Below are 18,866 nucleotides of genomic sequence, written 5' to 3'. Positions count from 1 at the left end.
ATAACCCGCCACCCAACCCCTCACAGGCAGCCAGCTATCCTCTCTCCCATCATACTTAGCCAACAAGACTACTTCCTCAGCATCCCTTAGTCAAGATAACCACTCTCACAATAAACCCGCAATCGCGCCAAAAAACACTCCATACCTTCATGACCGGGGGGCGTACCAGAGACCTGCCCACACCTGTAATCTCGTGGAAACAAGATGCGATCCTGGTACGCAATGAGGAAAAGGCAGTGGGCGACTATGACTACGGTTTCGTTTTTACGAGCGCAGCCAGGCTGTTTTGGATAAGCTATTCTTAACCGAGGTGCGTGTTCTTCTATCTCTGCCCGCAATCACGATAAATGAGAAATCATCTCAATTCTTACCATTTTTCATCAGATCTGCCAGGTCATAGTAACCCGTGCCGCTGGCTACGCTGCCCGATTGAGGACTGTTGAAAATATGTGGTTTGATGGAACCCATAACGTGCATCTCGCAGGCTTTGCAGTCAAATTTCAGGGTAATGGTTTCATCGCCATGCAGCAGCTGCATGGGCCGGGCATTGCCCTTCAGATCCAGCTCATTTTTTATCTGTTTGGGGCACAGGTTGAACGAAAAGCGCAGGCAGTGTTTGGTGACCATGACCGGCACTTCACCGCTTTCCTGATGCGCTTCAAAAGCGGGGGCAATGAGTTCCACACCGTAGCGTTTGTAAAAGCGGCGCGCCAGTTTATTGTAAACATTGGCCAGAAAAGTCAATTCCCTGTCCGGATAGACGGGCGCAGGCTCATGAACAGCTTTGCGGCCGCCTTTGGAGTGAGCAGCCACGCGGGCAGCAGTAAGCTGTTCGATGATCTCGCGCCGCAGGGCTTTCAGCTGTGAGCCGGGTACAAACCAGGCCTGGCTGGCAGCAAGGTTAATCTGTTCCGCATAATAGGGCGTATTACCCAGTTTGCTGAAGGCATCCTGAATGTGCTGAGCATTGCTGTCGGTCTGCCTGGCAAGTGCAAAGGGGCCTTGTAAGGTGGCTTGAGCACAAATACCTTCCTCACTGATGGCAGTGGCGGCAAGTGCCTGTTCACTCAACTCCAGTTGCCAGTTCACGCTTATTTTGCGCTCACTTGAAGTTTTGCTGAGGGCTTGCTGCCAGTTGTGATCGAGGTTGCGGTTAAGTGCATGTGGCAAGCGCAGTTTGCTGAGCTCGGCGGGCATTTCATTCGGGATGACCCGGTATTGCCAGAAGTGTTGACCCTCCTGTTCAAAATCACAGAGCAGGTAAGCGTTGTTCACCCGAAAACCGACTATTTCCCGTTTATACAGCGTATTCAGTCCATCGCCATTGGTAAGTGCGCTGGTCGTTTGTACCGTCAGCTCCTGTTTGCCGACGCTTAAAATCTCCCCGATGGGCAAGCCAATGAACTTGGGTGAATCGAAAGCGCCGATGTCCTGTTGACGCCCGTTTACGAAATAATCGGTACTGCCGCGATGAAAGGTTCTATCAGGGTCGGGCACAAAAAAGTGCTGCGTGTAGCCACTGGAGGCGCGAGCCAGATCAGGGCGCTCGGCCAGAACTTCATCCAGCAGCTGACGATAATGAGCAGTTATGTTTTTCACATAACTCATGTCCTTATAGCGCCCTTCAATCTTGAACGAGCGCACACCCGCCTCGACCAGCGCACGCAGATTGGCACTCTGGTTATTGTCTTTCATCGACAGCAGATGTTTATCGTAGGCCACTACCCGGCCCTGTTCATCTTTCAGGGTGTAAGGCAAACGACAGGCTTGTGAACAATCCCCCCGATTGGCGCTGCGTCCGGTTTGCGCATGCGAGATATTGCACTGGCCGGAAAAGGCGACGCACAGCGCCCCATGGATGAAAAATTCAATACCGGCACTGACGTGATCGCTGATTTCCCTGATCTGCCGCAGGGTAAGCTCACGTGCCAGTACAATCTGCGAAAAACCCACCCGATCCAGAAAGATCGCCTTATCCAGACGACGAATATCGCACTGGGTACTGGCATGCAGCTCAATCGGCGGAATAGCCATCTCCAGTACGCCCATATCCTGCACGATGAGGGCATCGACTCCGGCATCATAAAATTCGTGAATCAGCTTGCGCGCGGGTTCCAGTTCATCATCATGCAGAATGGTATTCAGCGCGACAAACACTCTGGCATGAAAAACATGCGCAAATGCCACCAGCTCTGCAATATCACGCACTGAATTGGCAGCATTGTGACGTGCCCCAAAACCGGGCCCGCCAATATAAACCGCATCAGCACCGTGCAGAATGGCCTCTTTGGCAATGGCCACATCCCGAGCGGGGCTCAGCAGTTCAAGATGATATTTGGGCAGCATGGCAGGATTTCCGGATATGATCTGGCAGGGTAGAAAGTGTAGCACTAAACATTTTATTGCTCGCTCAAAGCACTACCCCTTGCCCCTCTCTTCCACACGGGATTATTTTAGCCTCGCGGCAAGGTAAAATTACCCGATAGTATTTTTCCGGTTAGCAAAATGAATAAATCGCGTGTTGTTGTAGGTATGTCTGGTGGGGTGGATTCATCGGTTGCAGCTTTGTTACTCAAGCAACAGGGCTACGATGTGACGGGGCTTTTCATGAAAAACTGGGAAGGAGATGATACCGATGAGTATTGCTCATCCCGTCAGGATTTTCTCGATGCAGCTTCCGTCGCAGATATCCTTGATATCCCGCTGGAAGTAGTCAATTTTTCAGCTGAATACCAGGAACGTGTTTTCAGCCTGTTTCTGCAGGAATACCAGGCCGGGCGTACACCCAACCCGGATGTACTGTGTAACAGTGAAATCAAGTTCAGGGCATTTCTTGATCATGCGCTTACATTGGGTGCTGATTGGATTGCAACCGGTCATTATGCACAGATACAGAAAATCGACGGCCTGTTTCAGCTGCTTAAAGGGGAGGATGGCAACAAAGATCAGAGTTATTTTCTCTATCGTCTGAATCAACAGCAACTGTCACATGCAATTTTTCCCATTGGTCATCTCTACAAGCGGGAAGTGCGCAAAATTGCACGTGAACACAGATTACCCAACTCAGCCAAGAAGGACAGTACCGGAATTTGTTTTATCGGCGAACGCCCCTTCCGTGAATTTCTCAATCGCTATCTGCCCGCCAATCCCGGGGAAATTCACACACCGGATGGCAACGTTGTGGGGGCACATCAGGGACTGATGTATTACACCATTGGGCAAAGACAGGGGCTGGGTATTGGTGGCACACGCGGAGGCAATGAAGAACCCTGGTTCGTATCGGGCAAAGATATGGAAAAGAACGTACTGTATGTAGTGCAGGGGCACAGTCACGCAGCTCTGTTACGTTCATCACTGATGGCTGCAGATCTTTCCTGGATCAGCGGCACACCCCCGCATCAAAACTGGGTTTATGCAGCTAAAATCCGCTATCGTCAAACAGATGCACCCTGCGCGATCACCCGTTTCGAGAAAGATGCCTGTGAAATTGGCTTTGCAGCACCCCAATGGGGAGTAACACCCGGGCAATCAGTCGTCATATATGAAAGTAAAGTTTGCCTGGGTGGCGGTGTGATTACAGACAGCAATGCAGGATAATGTCAGACGTACACTGCGGCGTACTCTTCAGTGCAGCCTCCCATGATTCCGCATCCGTACCATATTTGTGCCGCCGCCACTCTGCCAAACACAGCAAGATGTGCCAAAAAAACCTCAACCTCCCCAGCCCCCATCATTCCCTGTGGATGTTGTTTGTCATAAAACAGAATGAAGCGCCGCACCCACTGGACCTACTGCACCCCAGTCCTTATGCTGTAATGCTTTAAACGCAACCTGCCACGCAACTGATCGAGCAGTCTGGGTGATACAGATTTGTTTGTTGCATCCAAAGCCCCTTGGGACACAATTGCCTCGCCCGGGGTGAAATACGAAACCATGCCGGAACTCCCAGAGGGCCGCTCCGCCGGTAAGCCGGCTTCGCGCTCCTGAACTTACACGTTAGGCTTCCTGGAAAATTACTGTGCCAAATATTCAGCCTCCATCTGATGTACTCCATTCTGTTCCAGAGGATTTGCCAATTCCCTTAAATGATGGGGCGTGTGAACATCTGGAAAACATGCGGCTGTCCGATGTTTCCCTATGGTCAACCAATGATCAGGAAATCAATCTGTCCCGCTTGTCTGGCTGGAATGTGATTTTCTGCTATCCGATGACAGGTCGCCCGGGATTCGCCATTCCGGAAGGCTGGGTTCAAATTCCCGGTGCTGCCGGGTGTACGCCACAGGTATGTTCATATCGTGAAAATCACGCTGAATTCAACCGTAATGGCGTAGGCATTTACGGCATAAGTACTCAAACACCGGAAACGCAAAAAGAAGCGGCTAGTCGATTAGGGTTACCATATCCGCTTTTAAGCGATGCCGATTATTGTTTTTCCTCAGATTTGCAATTGCCTCTGCTTGAAGTTGAAGGCTTAAAATTGCTGAAAAGATTAACGCTTATTACTCAAGACGGCGTAATTAAAAAATGTTTTTACCCTGTTTTTCCACCAGATAAAAATGTTATTGAGGTGATGACCTGGTTCTCTGAAAATCAGGCCTAACCCGACACTCAACCGGAGCATGGCCAACAGTTCGTTCAAGCATCAGATTTCACGAGGCTTCTCCATGCATCGCAAGCAGCTTGGCATTATTATTTTTGAAGAGATTGAGGTTCTCGATTTCTGCGGCCCTTTCGAGGTTTTTTCCGCCACTCGCCTCGATGAAAATCGGCGCCACGAAGAACCTTCACCCTTTGAAGTTTTTCTGGTTTCGGAATTTCATCAGCCGGTCACCACCACGGGAGGCATGAAGGTCATTCCCGATTTCACCTTTGATAATTGCCCGCCGCTCGATATTCTGGTAATTCCAGGAGGATGGGGTACTCGCAAGGAAATGCACAACGAAGCCATGCTGTCGTTTGTACATTCCCGCGCTCCCAATGTCGAAATATTGGCTTCCGTGTGTACAGGAGCGTTAATTCTTGGAAACGCCGGCCTGCTTGATGGTCTTCATGCCACAACACATTGGCGTTCTCTGCAAATGATGCAGGCGCTTTTTCCCAGGGTTATGGTAGATACAACGGCTCACGTAGTGAAGGCTGGCAGGATCATTACTTCGGCAGGGATTTCTGCAGGTATTGATATGGCATTGCGGGTTGTTGCTGATTTTTTTGGGGAAGAAATTGCTCGCTCAACGGCTCGCCACATGGAGTATTCGTTCCCGGAAAATAATGAACGCCGGGTTACGCTATGAAATTTATGACGCAGCTTTGCCAGGCGTTTCATAATTACAGGTTTAACTATTAGATGCCTCCTCAAGGATTATCCAGGCTGAAGATATGCTTTTCATCATCGTATGAGAAGATTTCCGCATAACGCCCCAGGGTGATGATGGTCCGCAGGGTTCGCACTGCTGCAGCCGGTGGCATGTAATCTTCCAGTTCGCCTGAAAACCGGCTCCAGGGCGCCTGATGGGTTGGCCGCTCATCCAGCACACGCCGGATGTGTGCCGCCAGCGCGACATAAGTCAGCAGATGCCAGGCAAACAGGCGTTTACGCTGATCGGTACCAAAATCAGCAAACTGCCGCCCTTCTGCAGTCAGCTTGATATCCCCTCCGGCCACTTCGGCAAAACGCAGCATCTGCAATGTTTCCGCCACCGGAAACAGCTCATCAATCTCCATATGCAAAGAAGAGGCAATTACAGGCAAATCAGCCTCACCATTGTAAGGCGGGGCTGCCACGGCTTCAATCAGACCGGAGAGTGAGTTCGAAGATACATGAGGCAAGATGGTTCCGATTCCTGTACCTGGAAAATTCTCGGTTCGCCTGCCCACTGGCGCTGAAACAGACTGGGTTGTCATTTCCACATAAATACGTTCGACCAGATCACGGAAGGCAGGATCAAGGCGCGCACGCGGGTGCGGCAGTTCAACCCTGATCTCATTGATAATCCGGCCGGGATTGCTGCCAAATATAAAAATACGATCACACATCAGCACTGCTTCCTCAATATTGTGGGTAACAAGAATCACACCCTTGATGGGAAGCTGGCCTTCTGACCAGAGATCAAGAAAATCAGTGCGCAGCGTTTCCGCTGTCAGCACGTCAAGCGCTGAAAAAGGTTCATCCATCAGCAGGATATTGGGGTGAACAACCAGTGCGCGTGCAAAGCCGACACGTTGCCGCATACCACCCGACAATTCACGCGGATAGGCTGATTCAAACCCATCGAGCCCAATCAGATCAATCGCTTTGATTGCCCGCTGGCGCAGCTCGCTGACTGGCAGTCCCAGCGCCTCCAGACCCAGTTGCACATTTTCCAGCACAGTCAGCCAGGGAAACAGCGCAAATCCCTGAAATACCATGGCGATACCCGGTGGCGGTGCTGTTACCTCATTGCCAAGATAAATAATGGAACCGGCTGATGGCGGTGCAAGCCCGGCTATCAATCTCAGCAAAGTGGATTTACCTGAACCGGAACGCCCCAGCAAGCCAATGATTTCCCCCTTATTCAAGGTGAGATTGATTCCATCAAGTACAAGCAGCTCACTGCCATCCGGTTTGCGAAATGATTTATGAATCCTTCGGATAACCAGCAATGGATTCGTGTCGATAAAACCCTCCTTTCAGTCCAGACGGAACTTGCGCTCGGCCAGTGCGTAGAGCGGGCGCCAGAACAGGCGATTGATGACGACAACAAACATACTCATGACCGTGATCCCAAGCACAATACGATGGAAATCACCCGCTGCAGTCGCCTCAGTAATGTATGCACCCAGGCCATATGCTTTTAGCGTGGCACTGCCCCAGTTAACCATTTCTGCGACGATACTGGCATTCCACGATCCGCCGGACGCGGTAATCGCACCTGTCATATAAAAGGGAAATACTGCAGGCAGCGCGATACGCCGCCACCACAACCAGCCCCGAACACCAAGATTGGTTCCGATATCACGCAACTCACATGGAATGGTTGAAGCGCCTGCAATCACGTTAAACAGGATATACCACTGCGTGCCCAGGATCATCAGCGGACTCAGCCAGATATCCGGATTGAGCCGCAATGCCACCACACCTGATACCACCAGTGGAAACAGCAGATTGGCAGGGAATGCCGCCATAAATTGGGCAATTGGCTGGGTAATGCGCGCCACCCCCGGACGTAATCCAATCCACACACCGACAGGCACCCAGATGATACTGGCAACCGCAATCAGCACAAAAACCCGTACCATAGTCGCCAGGCCGAGCGCAATGGCTTCCCCGATCTCTCCCGGCATTACGCTCTGCAAAATAAAAGTGGCGACCTTCCATGCGGCACCCATGCAAAAGAGGATAATTACTCCATACCACAGCCAGTCGAGCCATGAAGCCCCATCCGATCTCATATCATCCCGGATATGGACCGCTACCTGAACCGGCTCCCGGGACGCCTGGTAAGTCCATTGCCACATCCTGGCGAGAGGCGCAACAGCAAACGCTACCCAGCGTGACCGGCGCAACGCTGTCAGCACCCAGGAATGTGGTGATACTCTGTCCGTTTCCTGCTCAAAACGAAAATGATCCACCCAGGCTACAAGCGGCCGAAACAGAAGCTGATCGTAAATCAGGATTACGATCAGCATGATCGCAATTGCCCGGCCGATCGCGCCAAGATCACGCTGATCAATTGCCAGTGCAATATAGGAACCGATACCCGGCAGCATAACTGTCGTACTGCCAACACTGATGGCTTCGGACGCCACGACAAAAAACCAGCCGGCCGACATTGACATCATCATGTTCCAGACAAGCGCCGGCATTGCAAAGGGTACCTCAAGTTTCCAGAAACGCATCCATGGACTGAGGCGGAATGAACGGGAAGCCTCGACAAGCTCAACTGGAACGGTACGCAATGACTGGTAAAAACTGAATGCCATGTTCCAGGCCTGGCTGGTAAAAATGGCGAAAATGGCAGCCAGCTCGGCGCCCAGCATTTTTCCCGGTGCAAACGACATGAAGAAAACCACTGTCACCGAAATGAAACCGAGGATCGGCACAGACTGAAGAATATCAAGCAACGGAATGAGCACCTGTTCGGCACGCCGGCTTTTGGCAGCCCAGGTGGCATACGTAAAGGTAAAAACCAGCGACAGCACCATTGCGACAAGCATCCGGAGTGAAGTACGCAGTGCATATTCCGGCAGGGCAGCAGGCTCAAGGCTGATAACAGCCCCACCCGATTCCGCCAAAGGCTGCATGAAATCACGGCTGAGCTGCGCGAAAAATACCACCACACCCAGCACCAGCAATGCGGCGACAATATCCCAGAATATTGCTGAAAAATGGTGGAACAGTTTGCTGATCGGGCCTTTTGACATCTTCATCTATACGCTCCCGCGACAGCTGTAATAGAGGTATCCGGCACCAGTAACGGCAGTACGCATTGTTGTATGATTATTCAGGTTACAGGCAATACCTTTACCCTAAAAATATCGGAGCTATGGCAAATAAAACCACAAAAAATCGGAAAACTCACTCTACTGATTTTTCGCAGTATCCTGGCTTTTCTGGAAAACTGCGCCTGCAGGCCGGACTGACAGCATGAACAACTGGCTATATCTTGCAGCTGCAATTACTGCAGAAATCATCGCCACATCACTGCTTAAATCAAGCGAAGGATTCACTCGGCTGTGGCCATCCCTGATCGTCGTGGCGGGCTATTGCTGCGCTTTCTTCTTTCTTTCACTCACCCTGCGGACCATCCCGATTGGTGTGGCCTATGCAATCTGGTCCGGTGCGGGAATCGTACTGGTAACACTGATTGCCTGGCTGGTTCTCGGACAGAAAATCGACTTGCCCGGTCTGATCGGCATTGGGCTGATCCTATCCGGCGTAGTTGTACTCAATCTGTTTTCAAAAACCGGCGGGCATTGATTATCTTGTACCGGCATTCAGTAAATCACCGGAACTGGATCGAGGCTGCGCCACAGATACCAGGTAGCAACGGATCGCCAGGGTTGCCAGTTCTCAGCCACAGCACGAATCGTACGCTTATCGACTGGCTGGCTGCCGTTGTAATACATACTGACCGCGCGCTGCAGGCCAATATCATCCAGTGGCAGCACATCCGGGCGATGCAGATAAAAAATCAGAAACATTTCTGCTGTCCACCGGCCAATGCCTTTCACTTCAATCAATCTGCGGATCAGGGTTTCATCATCCAGATCATGCCAGTTGGCCGTTGCCAGCGTCCCTTCCAGAAAATGACGGGATAAATCCCGCAGATAATCAACCTTGCGCGCTGACAATCCGCACGCCCTCAACAAATCCATTTCTGTTGCAATCAATCTCTCCGGCGTCATCTCCGGAATCGAAGCCATTACCTTCTGCCATACACTGGCTGCCGCCTTAACAGAGATCTGCTGGCCAACAATCGCGCGCGCCAGCGTAGTGAAAGCCTCCCCCCGCTCTTCCGGCATCGAATCGCCGCAGCTCTGAATGATGCGATCCATTACCGGATCACGTGCTGATAAATCAGCAACAGCCTGTTCCCAAAATACCAAAGCCATATCAGCCCGTTTTGAAATGTCCTGCAGGTTTATACCACGACCCGCTCCAACTCCAAAATAAGCCATTTTTATCAGGTGGTTTCATCTGGAATGATTATCCGTAATCTCTGTTAAGTCATTGTCGCAACACCATAAAAATTCTTTTTTTCTTGACCGGGAAAATTATATTGAGTAAAGTGGGTGAAAGTGGTGAAATATGCATAATTGTGGGTTATAGTGGAGTAAAAATAATTTTGTTACCGGATTATTTAAAGCAGGCACCGTCGTTGAAACACCGTTATTGAAATTTAGAGAGATGCCATGTTTCGCGGCTCCACGCAGTTAAGTCTCGACAATAAAAGCAGGCTCGCGATTCCGGCAAAGTATCGCGACGAGCTATTCGCCAGCTGCGGAGGCAACATTGTCGTAACTGCTGACCCATCCAGATGCCTGTTGATTTACCCTCAACCGGTTTGGGAGCCGATTGAGGAAAAACTGAGCAGCTTCTCCAGTTTCAATATGCAAATCAGAAGTTTGCAAAGGCTGATTATCGGTAATGCCTGTGATGTTGAAATGGACAGTTCCGGCCGTATCCTGATAAGCGCACCCCTGCGACAGTTTGCCGGCCTGCAGAAGGAAGTCGTACTGATTGGACAGGGTGCAAAGTTTGAACTCTGGGATAAAGAAAAATGGGATATGCAAATCGATATGGCAACAGCTTACAAAGATGGAGGCACCCCTCCCGAGCTGGAAGGATTTTCACTGTAGTGCAGCGGTAGCACTGTGCACGTACCCGTTCTGCTGGAAGAAGCTGCAGATGCACTGAATATCAGAGCTGACGGGATTTATGTTGATGGAACTTTTGGCAGAGGCGGTCACAGTCGCCTGATTTTGTCGCGGCTTGGAGAATCAGGGCGATTGATTGCATTCGACAAGGATCCCGCTGCGATTGTCGAAGCAAGGTCCATCCCGGACAAAAGGCTGCAGGCTGTACATGGCAGTTACGCGGAAATGCGCCCGGCACTGCAGTCTCTGGGTGTAAATCGGGTTGATGGCATCCTGCTGGATCTGGGTGTGTCGTCAATTCAACTGGATGAAGCAGCACGCGGATTCAGCTTCCGCCATGACGGTCCCCTGGACATGCGCATGGACACAAGCCGGGGACAGACAGCAGCAGAATGGCTGACTATTGCAACAGAAACAGAATTAAGGGAGGTAATCAGAACCTATGGCGAAGAACGGTATGCTGGGCAGATTGCAAACGCAATTATTGTGGCACAGGCGCGTCAGCCCATTGTTACCACGTTTCAGCTTGCCGAGATCGTTGCAGCGGTCGTGCGCAAGTTCGGTTATCGGGACGGTCGGCAGCATCCGGCCACGCGCACTTTCCAGGCGATACGTATCCATCTTAACCGGGAGCTTGAGGAGCTGTCGGTAACGCTGCCGCAATGTGTGGAGTTGCTGAATACAAATGGCCGGCTGGTGGTAATCAGCTTTCATTCACTGGAAGATCGTATCGTCAAGCGCTTTATGCGCACACAGGCAGACACAGATACGTTGCCGAGAAAGTTGCCGGTGCGGGAGGAGGAAAATCGCATGTATCACCAGCAGAAACTGCAAATTATCGGTAAAAAAATTCGCCCCGGTGAAGATGAGGTGGCTGTTAATCCGCGAGCACGCAGCGCTGTCATGCGAATCGCGGAAAAGCTGGAGGCCGGCAGCAAGGTGAACGCATGATCAAACTGAATATCTGCCTGTTCATCGTGCTGATCCTTTGCGGACTCGGCATAGTGACCGCCCGTTATGAAACACGCAAGTTGTTTATGCAGCAGGAAGAACAGCAAAAATTGACTGAACAGCTGGAAACCGAGTGGAATCAGCTGCGGCTGGAACAAACCACGCTGGCGATGCCTGCACGCGTGGAAGCAATTGCCCGCAAGGAGCTCGGCATGATTACCCCTCCACCTGCAGCTGAAAATATTCTGGTTATTCGCCCCGATCCAACATCAGGCACAGCTGAATGAAAGTTCTGTTCAATCCATCCCGCAAGCCTGCCTCTGCAGACCTCCCCGAGTGGCGTTCCCGTCTTGTACTGGGACTTCTGCTTACTGCCCTGACCATACTGATTGCCCGGGCCGTTTATTTACAGGCACTGAACAAAGATTTTCTGCAACAGCAGGGACAATCCCGTCATCTTCGAATAATCGAACAAAATTCCAAGCGTGGCAGTATTAAAGATCGTAATGGCGAGATTCTGGCCATCAGCGCACCCGTCAAATCCATCTGGATAGATCCAAAAGTGGTAAGAGAGGCAAATGCCACACCGAAGCAGGTCAGGCAACTGTCCAACCTGCTGGAAATGAGTGAAGCTGGTATTCAGGAGCGTATCCGCAGCGACAGGCGGTTTGTATACCTGAAGCGGAAACTGCCGCCGGAAAAAGCGGACAAAATTGCTGCACTCAACATAAAAGGGTTGTATTTCAAGCACGAATTTTATCGTTACTACCCATCACGCGAACTGGCTGCACATATTCTGGGATTTACCGATGTTGATGGCCGCGGACAGGAAGGCATGGAACTGGCGTGGCAGGACGTGCTCACCGGTGAAGATGGCAAAAGACGCGTCATCAAGGATCGGATAGGCCGTATCGTTGAGGATGCCGGTCAGATCCGGCTGCCTAAGTCCGGTCAGGATGTGGTTCTGTCGATAGACAGCAAAATACAGTATCTCGCCTACCGGGAGCTGGCGCGCACAGTCAAGGAACAGCATGCCAAGGCCGGCAGTATTGTGGCGCTCGATATAAAAACCGGTGAAGTACTGGCAATGGCCAACTACCCGGCCTTCAATCCCAATCAGCGCGCAAGCATGAAAAACGAAGTAATCCGTAATCGTGTGCTGGTCGATACTTATGAACCGGGCTCAACACTCAAACCTTTTGTTGTTGCGGTTGCAATGGAAACCGGCCGAGTCAAACCGGATACGCTGCTGGAAACTTCCGGAGGCAGACTGAAAATAGGCAAAGCCACCATTCACGATGTACGCGACAAAGGCAACCTGACCGTCTCCCAGGTCATTCAGGCTTCCAGCAACGTAGGTGCAGCAAAAATCGCCCTGTTACTGCCATCCAAAACATTCTGGGAAATGCTCAACCGTTCCGGTTTCGGTACTGAAACCGGTATTGGCTTCCCCGGAGAAGCAAGCGGTCAGTTACGTGCCTACAACAAATGGCGCCCAATCGAACAGGCTACCATGTCCTACGGGCACGGTATCTCCGTCAGCCTGATGCAGCTGGCACGAGCCTATACACTGTTTGCCACTGACGGAGAACTGAAGCCCATCACATTATTGAAGCGCGATACACCCGCCATCGGCCAGAAAGTCATTTCACGTGAAACGGCACAATCTGTCAGAAAAATGCTGGAGCTTGCGGTTCAGCCGGAAGGAACGGGCAGTGGCGCGCGCATCAACGGCTACCGTGTTGCAGGAAAAACCGGCACGGCACATAAACGCCTGGAAAAGCAAAAGGGCTATGCCAGTGACCGTTATATCTCTTCTTTTGTCGGCTTTGCACCCGCGTCTGCTCCGCGAGTAATCATAGCGGTCATGATCGACGAACCCGCTGCCGGGCATTATTATGGCGGTACGGTAGCTGCGCCTGTGTTTAGTCGGGTAATGGAAGGAACGTTGCGAGTGATGAATGTGCCGTTTGATGATTCACTCGGCAATCTGGTTACGTCCCCCGCAACACCCACAGCACCCGCCAGACTGGAAGCCAGGGGATGAGCGCCTCATCAGGTCCAAGATCACATGAAGGGTACATCACCCGTCTGCTGAATCAGCTGGGCGTCAAGGTGCAGCATCCGGTGGCAGACAGCCGTAAACTCAAGCCGGGAGATACTTTTCTGGCCTGTGTTGGCGAACATCATGATGCGCGCAATAATATTCCTCAGGCAATCGCACTGGGGGCAAATGCCATCCTCTGGGAAAAACAGGGGTTTTCCTGGAAACCTGAATGGAAAATTCCCAATGCCGGAATCACCGGGCTGCGCCATAAGGCTGGAGAAATTGCCAGTGCAGCCTACGGCCACCCTTCCAGAAATCTGTGGCTGGTTGGGATTACCGGTACCAATGGCAAGACCACATGCAGCCACTGGTACGCTCAAGCCATGGCTATTCTTGGAAAAAAGACGGCTATTATCGGGACACTGGGCCACGGATTCCCCGGAGCACTGCATCATTCCGAGCACACGACACCGGATGCCGTTTATTTACAGCAGCTGATGGCTGAATATCTGGATCAGGGCGCCTCCTCGCTGGTGATGGAAGCTTCCTCGCATGGCCTTTCTCAAGGAAGATTAACCGGGTCAGAGTTTGCCGTTGCCGTACTGACTAACCTGACACGCGATCACCTGGATTATCACGGCAGCATGGATGCCTATGCTGCCGCCAAAGCCAGGCTCTTTTTCTGGGAAGGACTGCAATACGCCGTTCTTAACCTGGATGAAGTACTCGGTGTGGAGCTGTCACAACAGCTCGCCGGGAAAAATGTATCCGTCATTGGCTACAGCTTCAGGCAACCCCGTCAGGCCATACAAACATCCGGCAGTCAGAAAATTCTCTACGGCAGCAATCTGCGATTTACGACGCAACATATTGGATTTGACGTCGAATTCTGCGATCGGCATGCCAATCTGCAATGCAATGTGACAGGTCGCTACAACGCATACAACCTGCTGACCGTCCTGGCGACCCTGCTTGCCAGCAATATTGATTTTGATGAAGCAGTCGCTGCACTGCAACAGGTTCAGCCAATTCCCGGAAGAATGGAACAACTGGGGGGAGGTGATCAGCCTACGATCATCGTTGACTATGCACATACACCTGATGCGTTAAACGAAGTATTAGCCGGGTTACGTGAAATACTGACCGGCACACACATCAAGAAACCGACACGGAAAAATCGGGCCAGACTGATCTGTGTCATTGGCTGCGGTGGCGACAGGGATCGTGGTAAACGTCCAATGATTGGAGAAATCGCCGCACATCTGTCCGATGAAGTTATCATCACCAGTGATAATCCGCGAACTGAAAACCCTGTCGATATCATTAATGAAGTTATGGCAGGCGCCACGGGTAAACACTGCACAGCTGAAGTGGATCGTACAGCAGCTATTTATCGTGCCATTCACGGTGCACGCAAAGGCGATATTGTCCTGATCGCCGGTAAGGGCGCTGAAACCTATCAGGAAATACAGGGGAAAAAATATCCTTTTGATGATCGCGAGGTGGTGCGGCAAGTGCTGCATGATCTGGCCGGCCCGGAATTACAGGTGCAAGGATGATGAGCGTACAGGAAGCCGCGCAGGCCCTGCACACAAACCAGTCCGGCGATAATCCCGTATTCACCGGAATCAGCACCGACAGCCGCACACTAAAACCGGGGGATCTTTTTATTGCCCTGTCTGGCGAACAGTTCGACGGCCATTGTTTCATCCCCGCAGCCATCGAAAAAGGAGCGGTTGCTGCCATGGTTTCAACCGATACAGCAATTATCCCGACCCAACCCGGTTTCGGTTGGATCAAAGTGGGCGATACCCGGCTGGGCCTTGGACAACTGGCCGCATACTGGCGCCGGCGTTTTACCCTTCCGCTGGTAGCCGTAACCGGCAGTAACGGCAAAACCACTGTCAAGGAAATGATTGCAGCCATTTTCAGATGCGAATTCGGGTCACCAAACATTCTTGCGACAACCGGCAATCTGAACAACGACATCGGCGTTCCTCAGATGTTGCTGCAACTTAATTCCCGCCATGTTCGCGCGGTGATCGAGATGGGAATGAATCACGCGGGTGAAATTGCTTATCTCAGCCGGCTTGCCGCACCCTCCATTGCCGTAATCACCAACGCAGGCACAGCACATATCGAACATCTGGGTACGACCGAAGCTATAGCCCTCGCCAAAGGTGAAATCTTTGCCGGACTGGAAAAGCAGGGTATCGCCATCATCAATGCGGACGATTCCCATGCTTCGCTATGGCGGCAGCTTGCCGGCAACAGGCAAATTATGGATTTCGGCATGCATGGTACGGCAACTGTCCGCGCGCAGCAGATAGCATCCGTCTCTGACGGCAGATGGCTGTTCCACCTGCCGAACGACAAACTTGAAATTACACTGCAGGTTCCCGGTTACCACAACGTCTACAACGCACTGGCTGCAACGGCAGCCGCGACGGCAGCCGGTATCAGTACACACTCGATTGTTGAAGGTCTGTCCCGCTTTACAGGGGCTCCCGGACGTCTGCAGAAAAAAGCGGGATTAAATCAATCTGTACTGATTGATGACACCTATAATGCCAATCCGGATTCTATGCAGGCTGCATTGAATGTGCTGGCAGGGATGCCCGGCAAAAAAATCCTGATCATGGGTGATATGGGTGAACTTGGCGCGGAAGGTGCGGCACTCCACCACAGGATCGGCCAGCAGGCTGAAAAAGCGGGTGTCGATATGTTATTGGCGTTGGGAGAATTAAGTCGGCAGTCGGTTATCGGTTTTGGCCAGGGAGCACAGCATTTCTCCGACCTGGATACCCTGCTGGAAAAAGCAAAAAGCTGTCTGGATGAACACGCCTCCATCCTGGTCAAGGGATCACGTTTCATGAAAATGGAACGGGTGATCGCGCAATTGCAGGCGTAAATGTCTTAATTTGGGACAGATAATGAACAGCCCGACGGAAACCGTTTTTTGTACCGGCAGCCAGGCGGGACAACGAAAAATACGACGGAAGCCATAGAATGTTACTGGCACTTTTTCAATGGATTGCAGAAGATATTCGTACTTTCAATGTATTCAGCTACATCACATTACGTACTGTGCTGGCTGCACTGACCGCACTGAGCATCTCGTTTCTGATCGGCCCGGCCATGATACGCAGCCTGACTGCACGTAAAGTGGGTCAGTCCGTCAGGAATGACGGCCCTCAGACTCACCTGGTAAAAGCAGGCACGCCGACAATGGGAGGTGCACTGATCCTGATGGCTGTCATGGTCACCACGTTGCTTTGGGCAGATCTGAGCAACCGCTACATCTGGGTTGTATCGCTGACCACGCTGGGATTCGGTGTCATCGGCTGGATAGATGATTATCGCAAGGTAATACAGCGCAATTCCAAAGGGCTTTCAGCTTCAGCCAAACTGTTCTGGCAATCAGTCATCGCTCTGCTGGTCGCAACCTATCTTGCCATGACAGCCAATCTTCCCCAGCACACTGAAATGATCGTGCCATTTTTCAAAGAGGTTGCTATTCCACTGGGAACATTCCTGTTCATTGTTCTGACCTATCTGGTAATTGTCGGCACCAGCAATGCGGTCAATCTGACAGACGGGCTGGATGGTCTGGCTATCATGCCAACTGTCATGATCAGCGGCGCATTGGCTATTTTTGCCTACGTCGCCGGTCACGCGGTATTTGCCAAATATCTTGGCATCCCTCATATCCCCAATGCGGGAGAACTGGCTGTATTTTGCGGTGCACTGGCTGGGGCGGGTCTGGCATTTCTGTGGTTTAACGCCTACCCGGCAGAAGTATTCATGGGTGATGTCGGTGCACTGGCATTAGGTGCCGCACTGGGGGTAATAACCGTTATCGTCCGTCAGGAAATCGTGCTGGTCATCATGGGAGGCGTGTTCGTCATGGAAGCACTGTCCGTCATGATTCAGGTGGTTTCCTTCAAATTATTCGGCCAGCGTGTTTTTCGCATGGCACCCCTGCACCATCACTATGAGCTCAAGGGCTGGAAAGAAAACCAGGTTGTGGTGAGATTCTGGATCATTACCATCATTCTGGTACTGATCGGTTTATCGACCCTGAAACTGCGATGAATTACACTGGCAAAAAAATACTGGTTCTGGGAATGGGTAAAACTGGCATTTCCATGATCAGGTGGCTTTCCCGGCTTGGAGCACAGCTGTCAGTGGCTGATACACGCACCGACCCGCCCAATCTTGAACTGATCAGACAGATCGTGCCGGATGAATCCTTATTCTGCGGCCCGCTGAAAGTTGAACTGTTGCAGGGGATTGATGCCATTGCCATCAGCCCCGGCGTAGCAGTGGCAGAACCATTGGTACAGGCAGCATCACAACAGGACATACCCGTAGTTGGGGATATTGAGCTGTTCGCTGTCGCGCTTGATCAATATGCACCACCAGGCACAAAGATCCTGGCAATTACCGGTTCCAACGGTAAAACCACAGTCACCACCATGGTGGGGGAAATGGCAAAGAATGCCGGATGGGATGTGGAAGTTGCCGGCAATATCGGCCTGGCGGCACTGGATGCCCTGATGCAGCGGATGGATAGTAATAAATGGCCGCATCTGTGGGTACTGGAACTTTCCAGTTTTCAGCTGGAAACCACCCGCAGCCTGCAGCCGGATGCGGCAACCGTGTTAAATCTGAGCGAAGATCATCTCGACCGGTACAGCAGCATTGAAGAATATGCCGCTGCAAAAGCACGGCTGTTTCCCCGTCAGCACAGCAGCCACTGTGTGCAGGTGCTCAACCGTGACGATGCCAGAGTCTGTTCCATGGCAGACAGGAACAGCAGACAAATCACTTTCGGCCTGTCCGGGCCGGCATTCGATGAGGAATTTGGTTTATTGCCCAACGGATCGGATTTATGGCTGGCACAAGGGAATATACATTTATTGAAAACCAGCGAGCTTGGCGTCACAGGATTGCATAACGCTGCCAACGCACTGGCTGCACTGGCACTGTGCCGGGCGGTGGATCTGCCTTTTGAGCCGTTGCTGCATGCTTTGCGTACTTTCAGAGGGCTGCCGCATCGCATGCAAAAAATTGCCGAATTCAATGGCATCACATTTTATGATGACTCCAAAAGTACCAATGTGGGTTCAGCAGTAGCTGCACTCAGCGGTTTCCGCAAAAATGTCATTCTGATTGCGGGCGGTGATGGTAAAGGACAGGATTTTTCTCCGCTGGAACAGCCGGTCGGCAGGCATGTACGCAGCGTTGTGCTGCTGGGAAGAGATGCGGATAAAGTGGCACAGGCCATCCAGGCCAGCAATGTCCCGGTACACCGGGTAACAACAATGGATGAAGCAGTACAGGTAAGTTTTCTGCTGGCAGAGCGTGGCGATGCGGTTCTGCTCTCCCCCGCCTGTGCCAGTCTGGATATGTTCAGAAACTATATTCATCGCGCCGAGGTTTTCACTGCTGCCGTCCGTCTGATTGAACGCAAACTTGTATTTACCGTACAGACATGTCATTAGCTCCC

At 51.7% G+C, this 18,866-nt stretch carries 17 protein-coding genes; 12 read left to right on the top strand and 5 right to left on the bottom strand.

Annotated elements, in window-relative coordinates:
- Positions 1 to 360: 360 nt before the first annotated feature.
- The gene (locus IT527_RS01740; RefSeq protein WP_292965656.1) at positions 361 to 2,346 is read right to left on the bottom strand and encodes a U32 family peptidase; all 1,986 of its coding nucleotides are present in this window, start codon (positions 2,344 to 2,346) and stop codon (positions 361 to 363) included.
- 159 nt (positions 2,347 to 2,505) lie between these two features.
- Between IT527_RS01740 and mnmA the strand changes: the two genes are divergently transcribed.
- Entirely contained in the window at positions 2,506 to 3,597 is a 1,092-nt protein-coding gene (gene mnmA, locus IT527_RS01735) for a tRNA 2-thiouridine(34) synthase MnmA (protein ID WP_292965653.1), read from the top strand.
- 2 nt (positions 3,598 to 3,599) lie between these two features.
- On the opposite strand, the gene IT527_RS09695 is transcribed toward mnmA, so the two are convergent.
- Entirely contained in the window at positions 3,600 to 3,779 is a 180-nt protein-coding gene (locus tag IT527_RS09695; protein WP_363278042.1) for a hypothetical protein, read from the bottom strand.
- A gap of 239 nt (positions 3,780 to 4,018) precedes the next feature.
- Here IT527_RS09695 and IT527_RS01730 point away from each other — a divergent pair, with 239 nt between their 5' ends.
- Complete coding sequence (locus IT527_RS01730; protein ID WP_292965650.1) at positions 4,019 to 4,600, top strand: peroxiredoxin; 582 nt, start codon at positions 4,019 to 4,021, stop codon at positions 4,598 to 4,600.
- A 19-nt stretch (positions 4,601 to 4,619) separates the two neighbouring features.
- Entirely contained in the window at positions 4,620 to 5,291 is a 672-nt protein-coding gene (locus IT527_RS01725) for a DJ-1/PfpI family protein (protein WP_292965647.1), read from the top strand.
- A 61-nt stretch (positions 5,292 to 5,352) separates the two neighbouring features.
- Here IT527_RS01725 and IT527_RS01720 read toward each other — a convergent pair whose 3' ends face one another.
- Together IT527_RS01720 and IT527_RS01715 are read right to left on the bottom strand one after the other, a co-directional pair.
- The gene (locus IT527_RS01720; RefSeq protein ID WP_292965645.1) at positions 5,353 to 6,639 is read right to left on the bottom strand and encodes a nitrate/sulfonate/bicarbonate ABC transporter ATP-binding protein; all 1,287 of its coding nucleotides are present in this window, start codon (positions 6,637 to 6,639) and stop codon (positions 5,353 to 5,355) included.
- A gap of 27 nt (positions 6,640 to 6,666) precedes the next feature.
- On the bottom strand, positions 6,667 to 8,406 hold the full coding sequence (locus IT527_RS01715; protein ID WP_292965643.1) for an ABC transporter permease subunit: 1,740 nt from the start codon (positions 8,404 to 8,406) through the stop codon (positions 6,667 to 6,669).
- Between the two features lie 217 nt (positions 8,407 to 8,623).
- On the opposite strand from IT527_RS01715, the gene IT527_RS01710 reads away from it, so the two are divergent.
- Positions 8,624 to 8,956, top strand: coding sequence for an SMR family transporter (locus IT527_RS01710; RefSeq protein ID WP_292965640.1), 333 nt, complete (start codon positions 8,624 to 8,626; stop codon positions 8,954 to 8,956).
- A gap of 17 nt (positions 8,957 to 8,973) precedes the next feature.
- Here the strand turns inward: IT527_RS01710 and IT527_RS01705 are convergent, their stop codons facing one another.
- Positions 8,974 to 9,591, bottom strand: coding sequence for a DNA-3-methyladenine glycosylase (locus IT527_RS01705; protein ID WP_292965637.1), 618 nt, complete (start codon positions 9,589 to 9,591; stop codon positions 8,974 to 8,976).
- 300 nt (positions 9,592 to 9,891) lie between these two features.
- Between IT527_RS01705 and mraZ the strand changes: the two genes are divergently transcribed.
- The 8 genes from mraZ to murD all read left to right on the top strand — a co-directional run bounded on the left by mraZ (position 9,892) and on the right by murD (position 18,861).
- Positions 9,892 to 10,338: a division/cell wall cluster transcriptional repressor MraZ gene (mraZ, locus tag IT527_RS01700; RefSeq protein ID WP_292965633.1), complete on the top strand. Its 447-nt coding sequence runs from the start codon at positions 9,892 to 9,894 to the stop codon at positions 10,336 to 10,338.
- A 15-nt stretch (positions 10,339 to 10,353) separates the two neighbouring features.
- Positions 10,354 to 11,307: a 16S rRNA (cytosine(1402)-N(4))-methyltransferase RsmH gene (gene rsmH, locus IT527_RS01695; RefSeq protein ID WP_292965630.1), complete on the top strand. Its 954-nt coding sequence runs from the start codon at positions 10,354 to 10,356 to the stop codon at positions 11,305 to 11,307.
- Positions 11,304 to 11,594 (top strand): cell division protein FtsL, encoded by a 291-nt coding sequence (ftsL, locus tag IT527_RS01690; protein ID WP_292965627.1) that lies wholly within the window; start codon positions 11,304 to 11,306, stop codon positions 11,592 to 11,594. The genes rsmH and ftsL overlap by 4 nt, the downstream gene beginning before the upstream one ends.
- Positions 11,591 to 13,354 (top strand): penicillin-binding protein 2, encoded by a 1,764-nt coding sequence (locus IT527_RS01685; RefSeq protein ID WP_292965625.1) that lies wholly within the window; start codon positions 11,591 to 11,593, stop codon positions 13,352 to 13,354. The genes ftsL and IT527_RS01685 overlap by 4 nt, the downstream gene beginning before the upstream one ends.
- Positions 13,351 to 14,913, top strand: coding sequence for a UDP-N-acetylmuramoyl-L-alanyl-D-glutamate--2,6-diaminopimelate ligase (locus tag IT527_RS01680; RefSeq protein ID WP_292965622.1), 1,563 nt, complete (start codon positions 13,351 to 13,353; stop codon positions 14,911 to 14,913). The genes IT527_RS01685 and IT527_RS01680 overlap by 4 nt, the downstream gene beginning before the upstream one ends.
- Entirely contained in the window at positions 14,910 to 16,265 is a 1,356-nt protein-coding gene (gene murF, locus IT527_RS01675) for a UDP-N-acetylmuramoyl-tripeptide--D-alanyl-D-alanine ligase (RefSeq protein WP_292965619.1), read from the top strand. The genes IT527_RS01680 and murF overlap by 4 nt, the downstream gene beginning before the upstream one ends.
- A 98-nt stretch (positions 16,266 to 16,363) precedes the next feature.
- Entirely contained in the window at positions 16,364 to 17,449 is a 1,086-nt protein-coding gene (gene mraY / locus IT527_RS01670) for a phospho-N-acetylmuramoyl-pentapeptide-transferase (protein ID WP_292965616.1), read from the top strand.
- The gene (gene murD / locus IT527_RS01665; RefSeq protein WP_292965613.1) at positions 17,446 to 18,861 is read left to right on the top strand and encodes a UDP-N-acetylmuramoyl-L-alanine--D-glutamate ligase; all 1,416 of its coding nucleotides are present in this window, start codon (positions 17,446 to 17,448) and stop codon (positions 18,859 to 18,861) included. The genes mraY and murD overlap by 4 nt, the downstream gene beginning before the upstream one ends.
- The last annotated feature ends 5 nt before the right edge of the window (positions 18,862 to 18,866 follow it).

Source organism: Nitrosomonas sp. (assembly GCF_020852615.1).
Lineage (GTDB): Bacteria > Pseudomonadota > Gammaproteobacteria > Burkholderiales > Nitrosomonadaceae > Nitrosomonas.
Note: the sequence above shows the minus strand (reverse complement) of the source record. Positions and strands in the feature narration are given on the sequence as shown.

What these genes read in the sequence shown, in the direction of transcription:
- IT527_RS01740 (WP_292965656.1), bottom strand. Translation starts at nt 2,346, where the DNA reads ATGCTGCCCAAATATCATCTTGAACTGCTGAGCCCCGCTCGGGATGTG.
- mnmA (WP_292965653.1), top strand. Translation starts at nt 2,506, where the DNA reads ATGAATAAATCGCGTGTTGTTGTAGGTATGTCTGGTGGGGTGGATTCA.
- IT527_RS01725 (WP_292965647.1), top strand. Translation starts at nt 4,620, where the DNA reads ATGGCCAACAGTTCGTTCAAGCATCAGATTTCACGAGGCTTCTCCATG.
- IT527_RS01715 (WP_292965643.1), bottom strand. Translation starts at nt 8,406, where the DNA reads ATGAAGATGTCAAAAGGCCCGATCAGCAAACTGTTCCACCATTTTTCA.
- IT527_RS01710 (WP_292965640.1), top strand. Translation starts at nt 8,624, where the DNA reads ATGAACAACTGGCTATATCTTGCAGCTGCAATTACTGCAGAAATCATC.
- IT527_RS01705 (WP_292965637.1), bottom strand. Translation starts at nt 9,591, where the DNA reads ATGGCTTTGGTATTTTGGGAACAGGCTGTTGCTGATTTATCAGCACGT.
- mraZ (WP_292965633.1), top strand. Translation starts at nt 9,892, where the DNA reads ATGTTTCGCGGCTCCACGCAGTTAAGTCTCGACAATAAAAGCAGGCTC.
- ftsL (WP_292965627.1), top strand. Translation starts at nt 11,304, where the DNA reads ATGATCAAACTGAATATCTGCCTGTTCATCGTGCTGATCCTTTGCGGA.
- IT527_RS01685 (WP_292965625.1), top strand. Translation starts at nt 11,591, where the DNA reads ATGAAAGTTCTGTTCAATCCATCCCGCAAGCCTGCCTCTGCAGACCTC.
- IT527_RS01680 (WP_292965622.1), top strand. Translation starts at nt 13,351, where the DNA reads ATGAGCGCCTCATCAGGTCCAAGATCACATGAAGGGTACATCACCCGT.
- murF (WP_292965619.1), top strand. Translation starts at nt 14,910, where the DNA reads ATGATGAGCGTACAGGAAGCCGCGCAGGCCCTGCACACAAACCAGTCC.
- mraY (WP_292965616.1), top strand. Translation starts at nt 16,364, where the DNA reads ATGTTACTGGCACTTTTTCAATGGATTGCAGAAGATATTCGTACTTTC.
- murD (WP_292965613.1), top strand. Translation starts at nt 17,446, where the DNA reads ATGAATTACACTGGCAAAAAAATACTGGTTCTGGGAATGGGTAAAACT.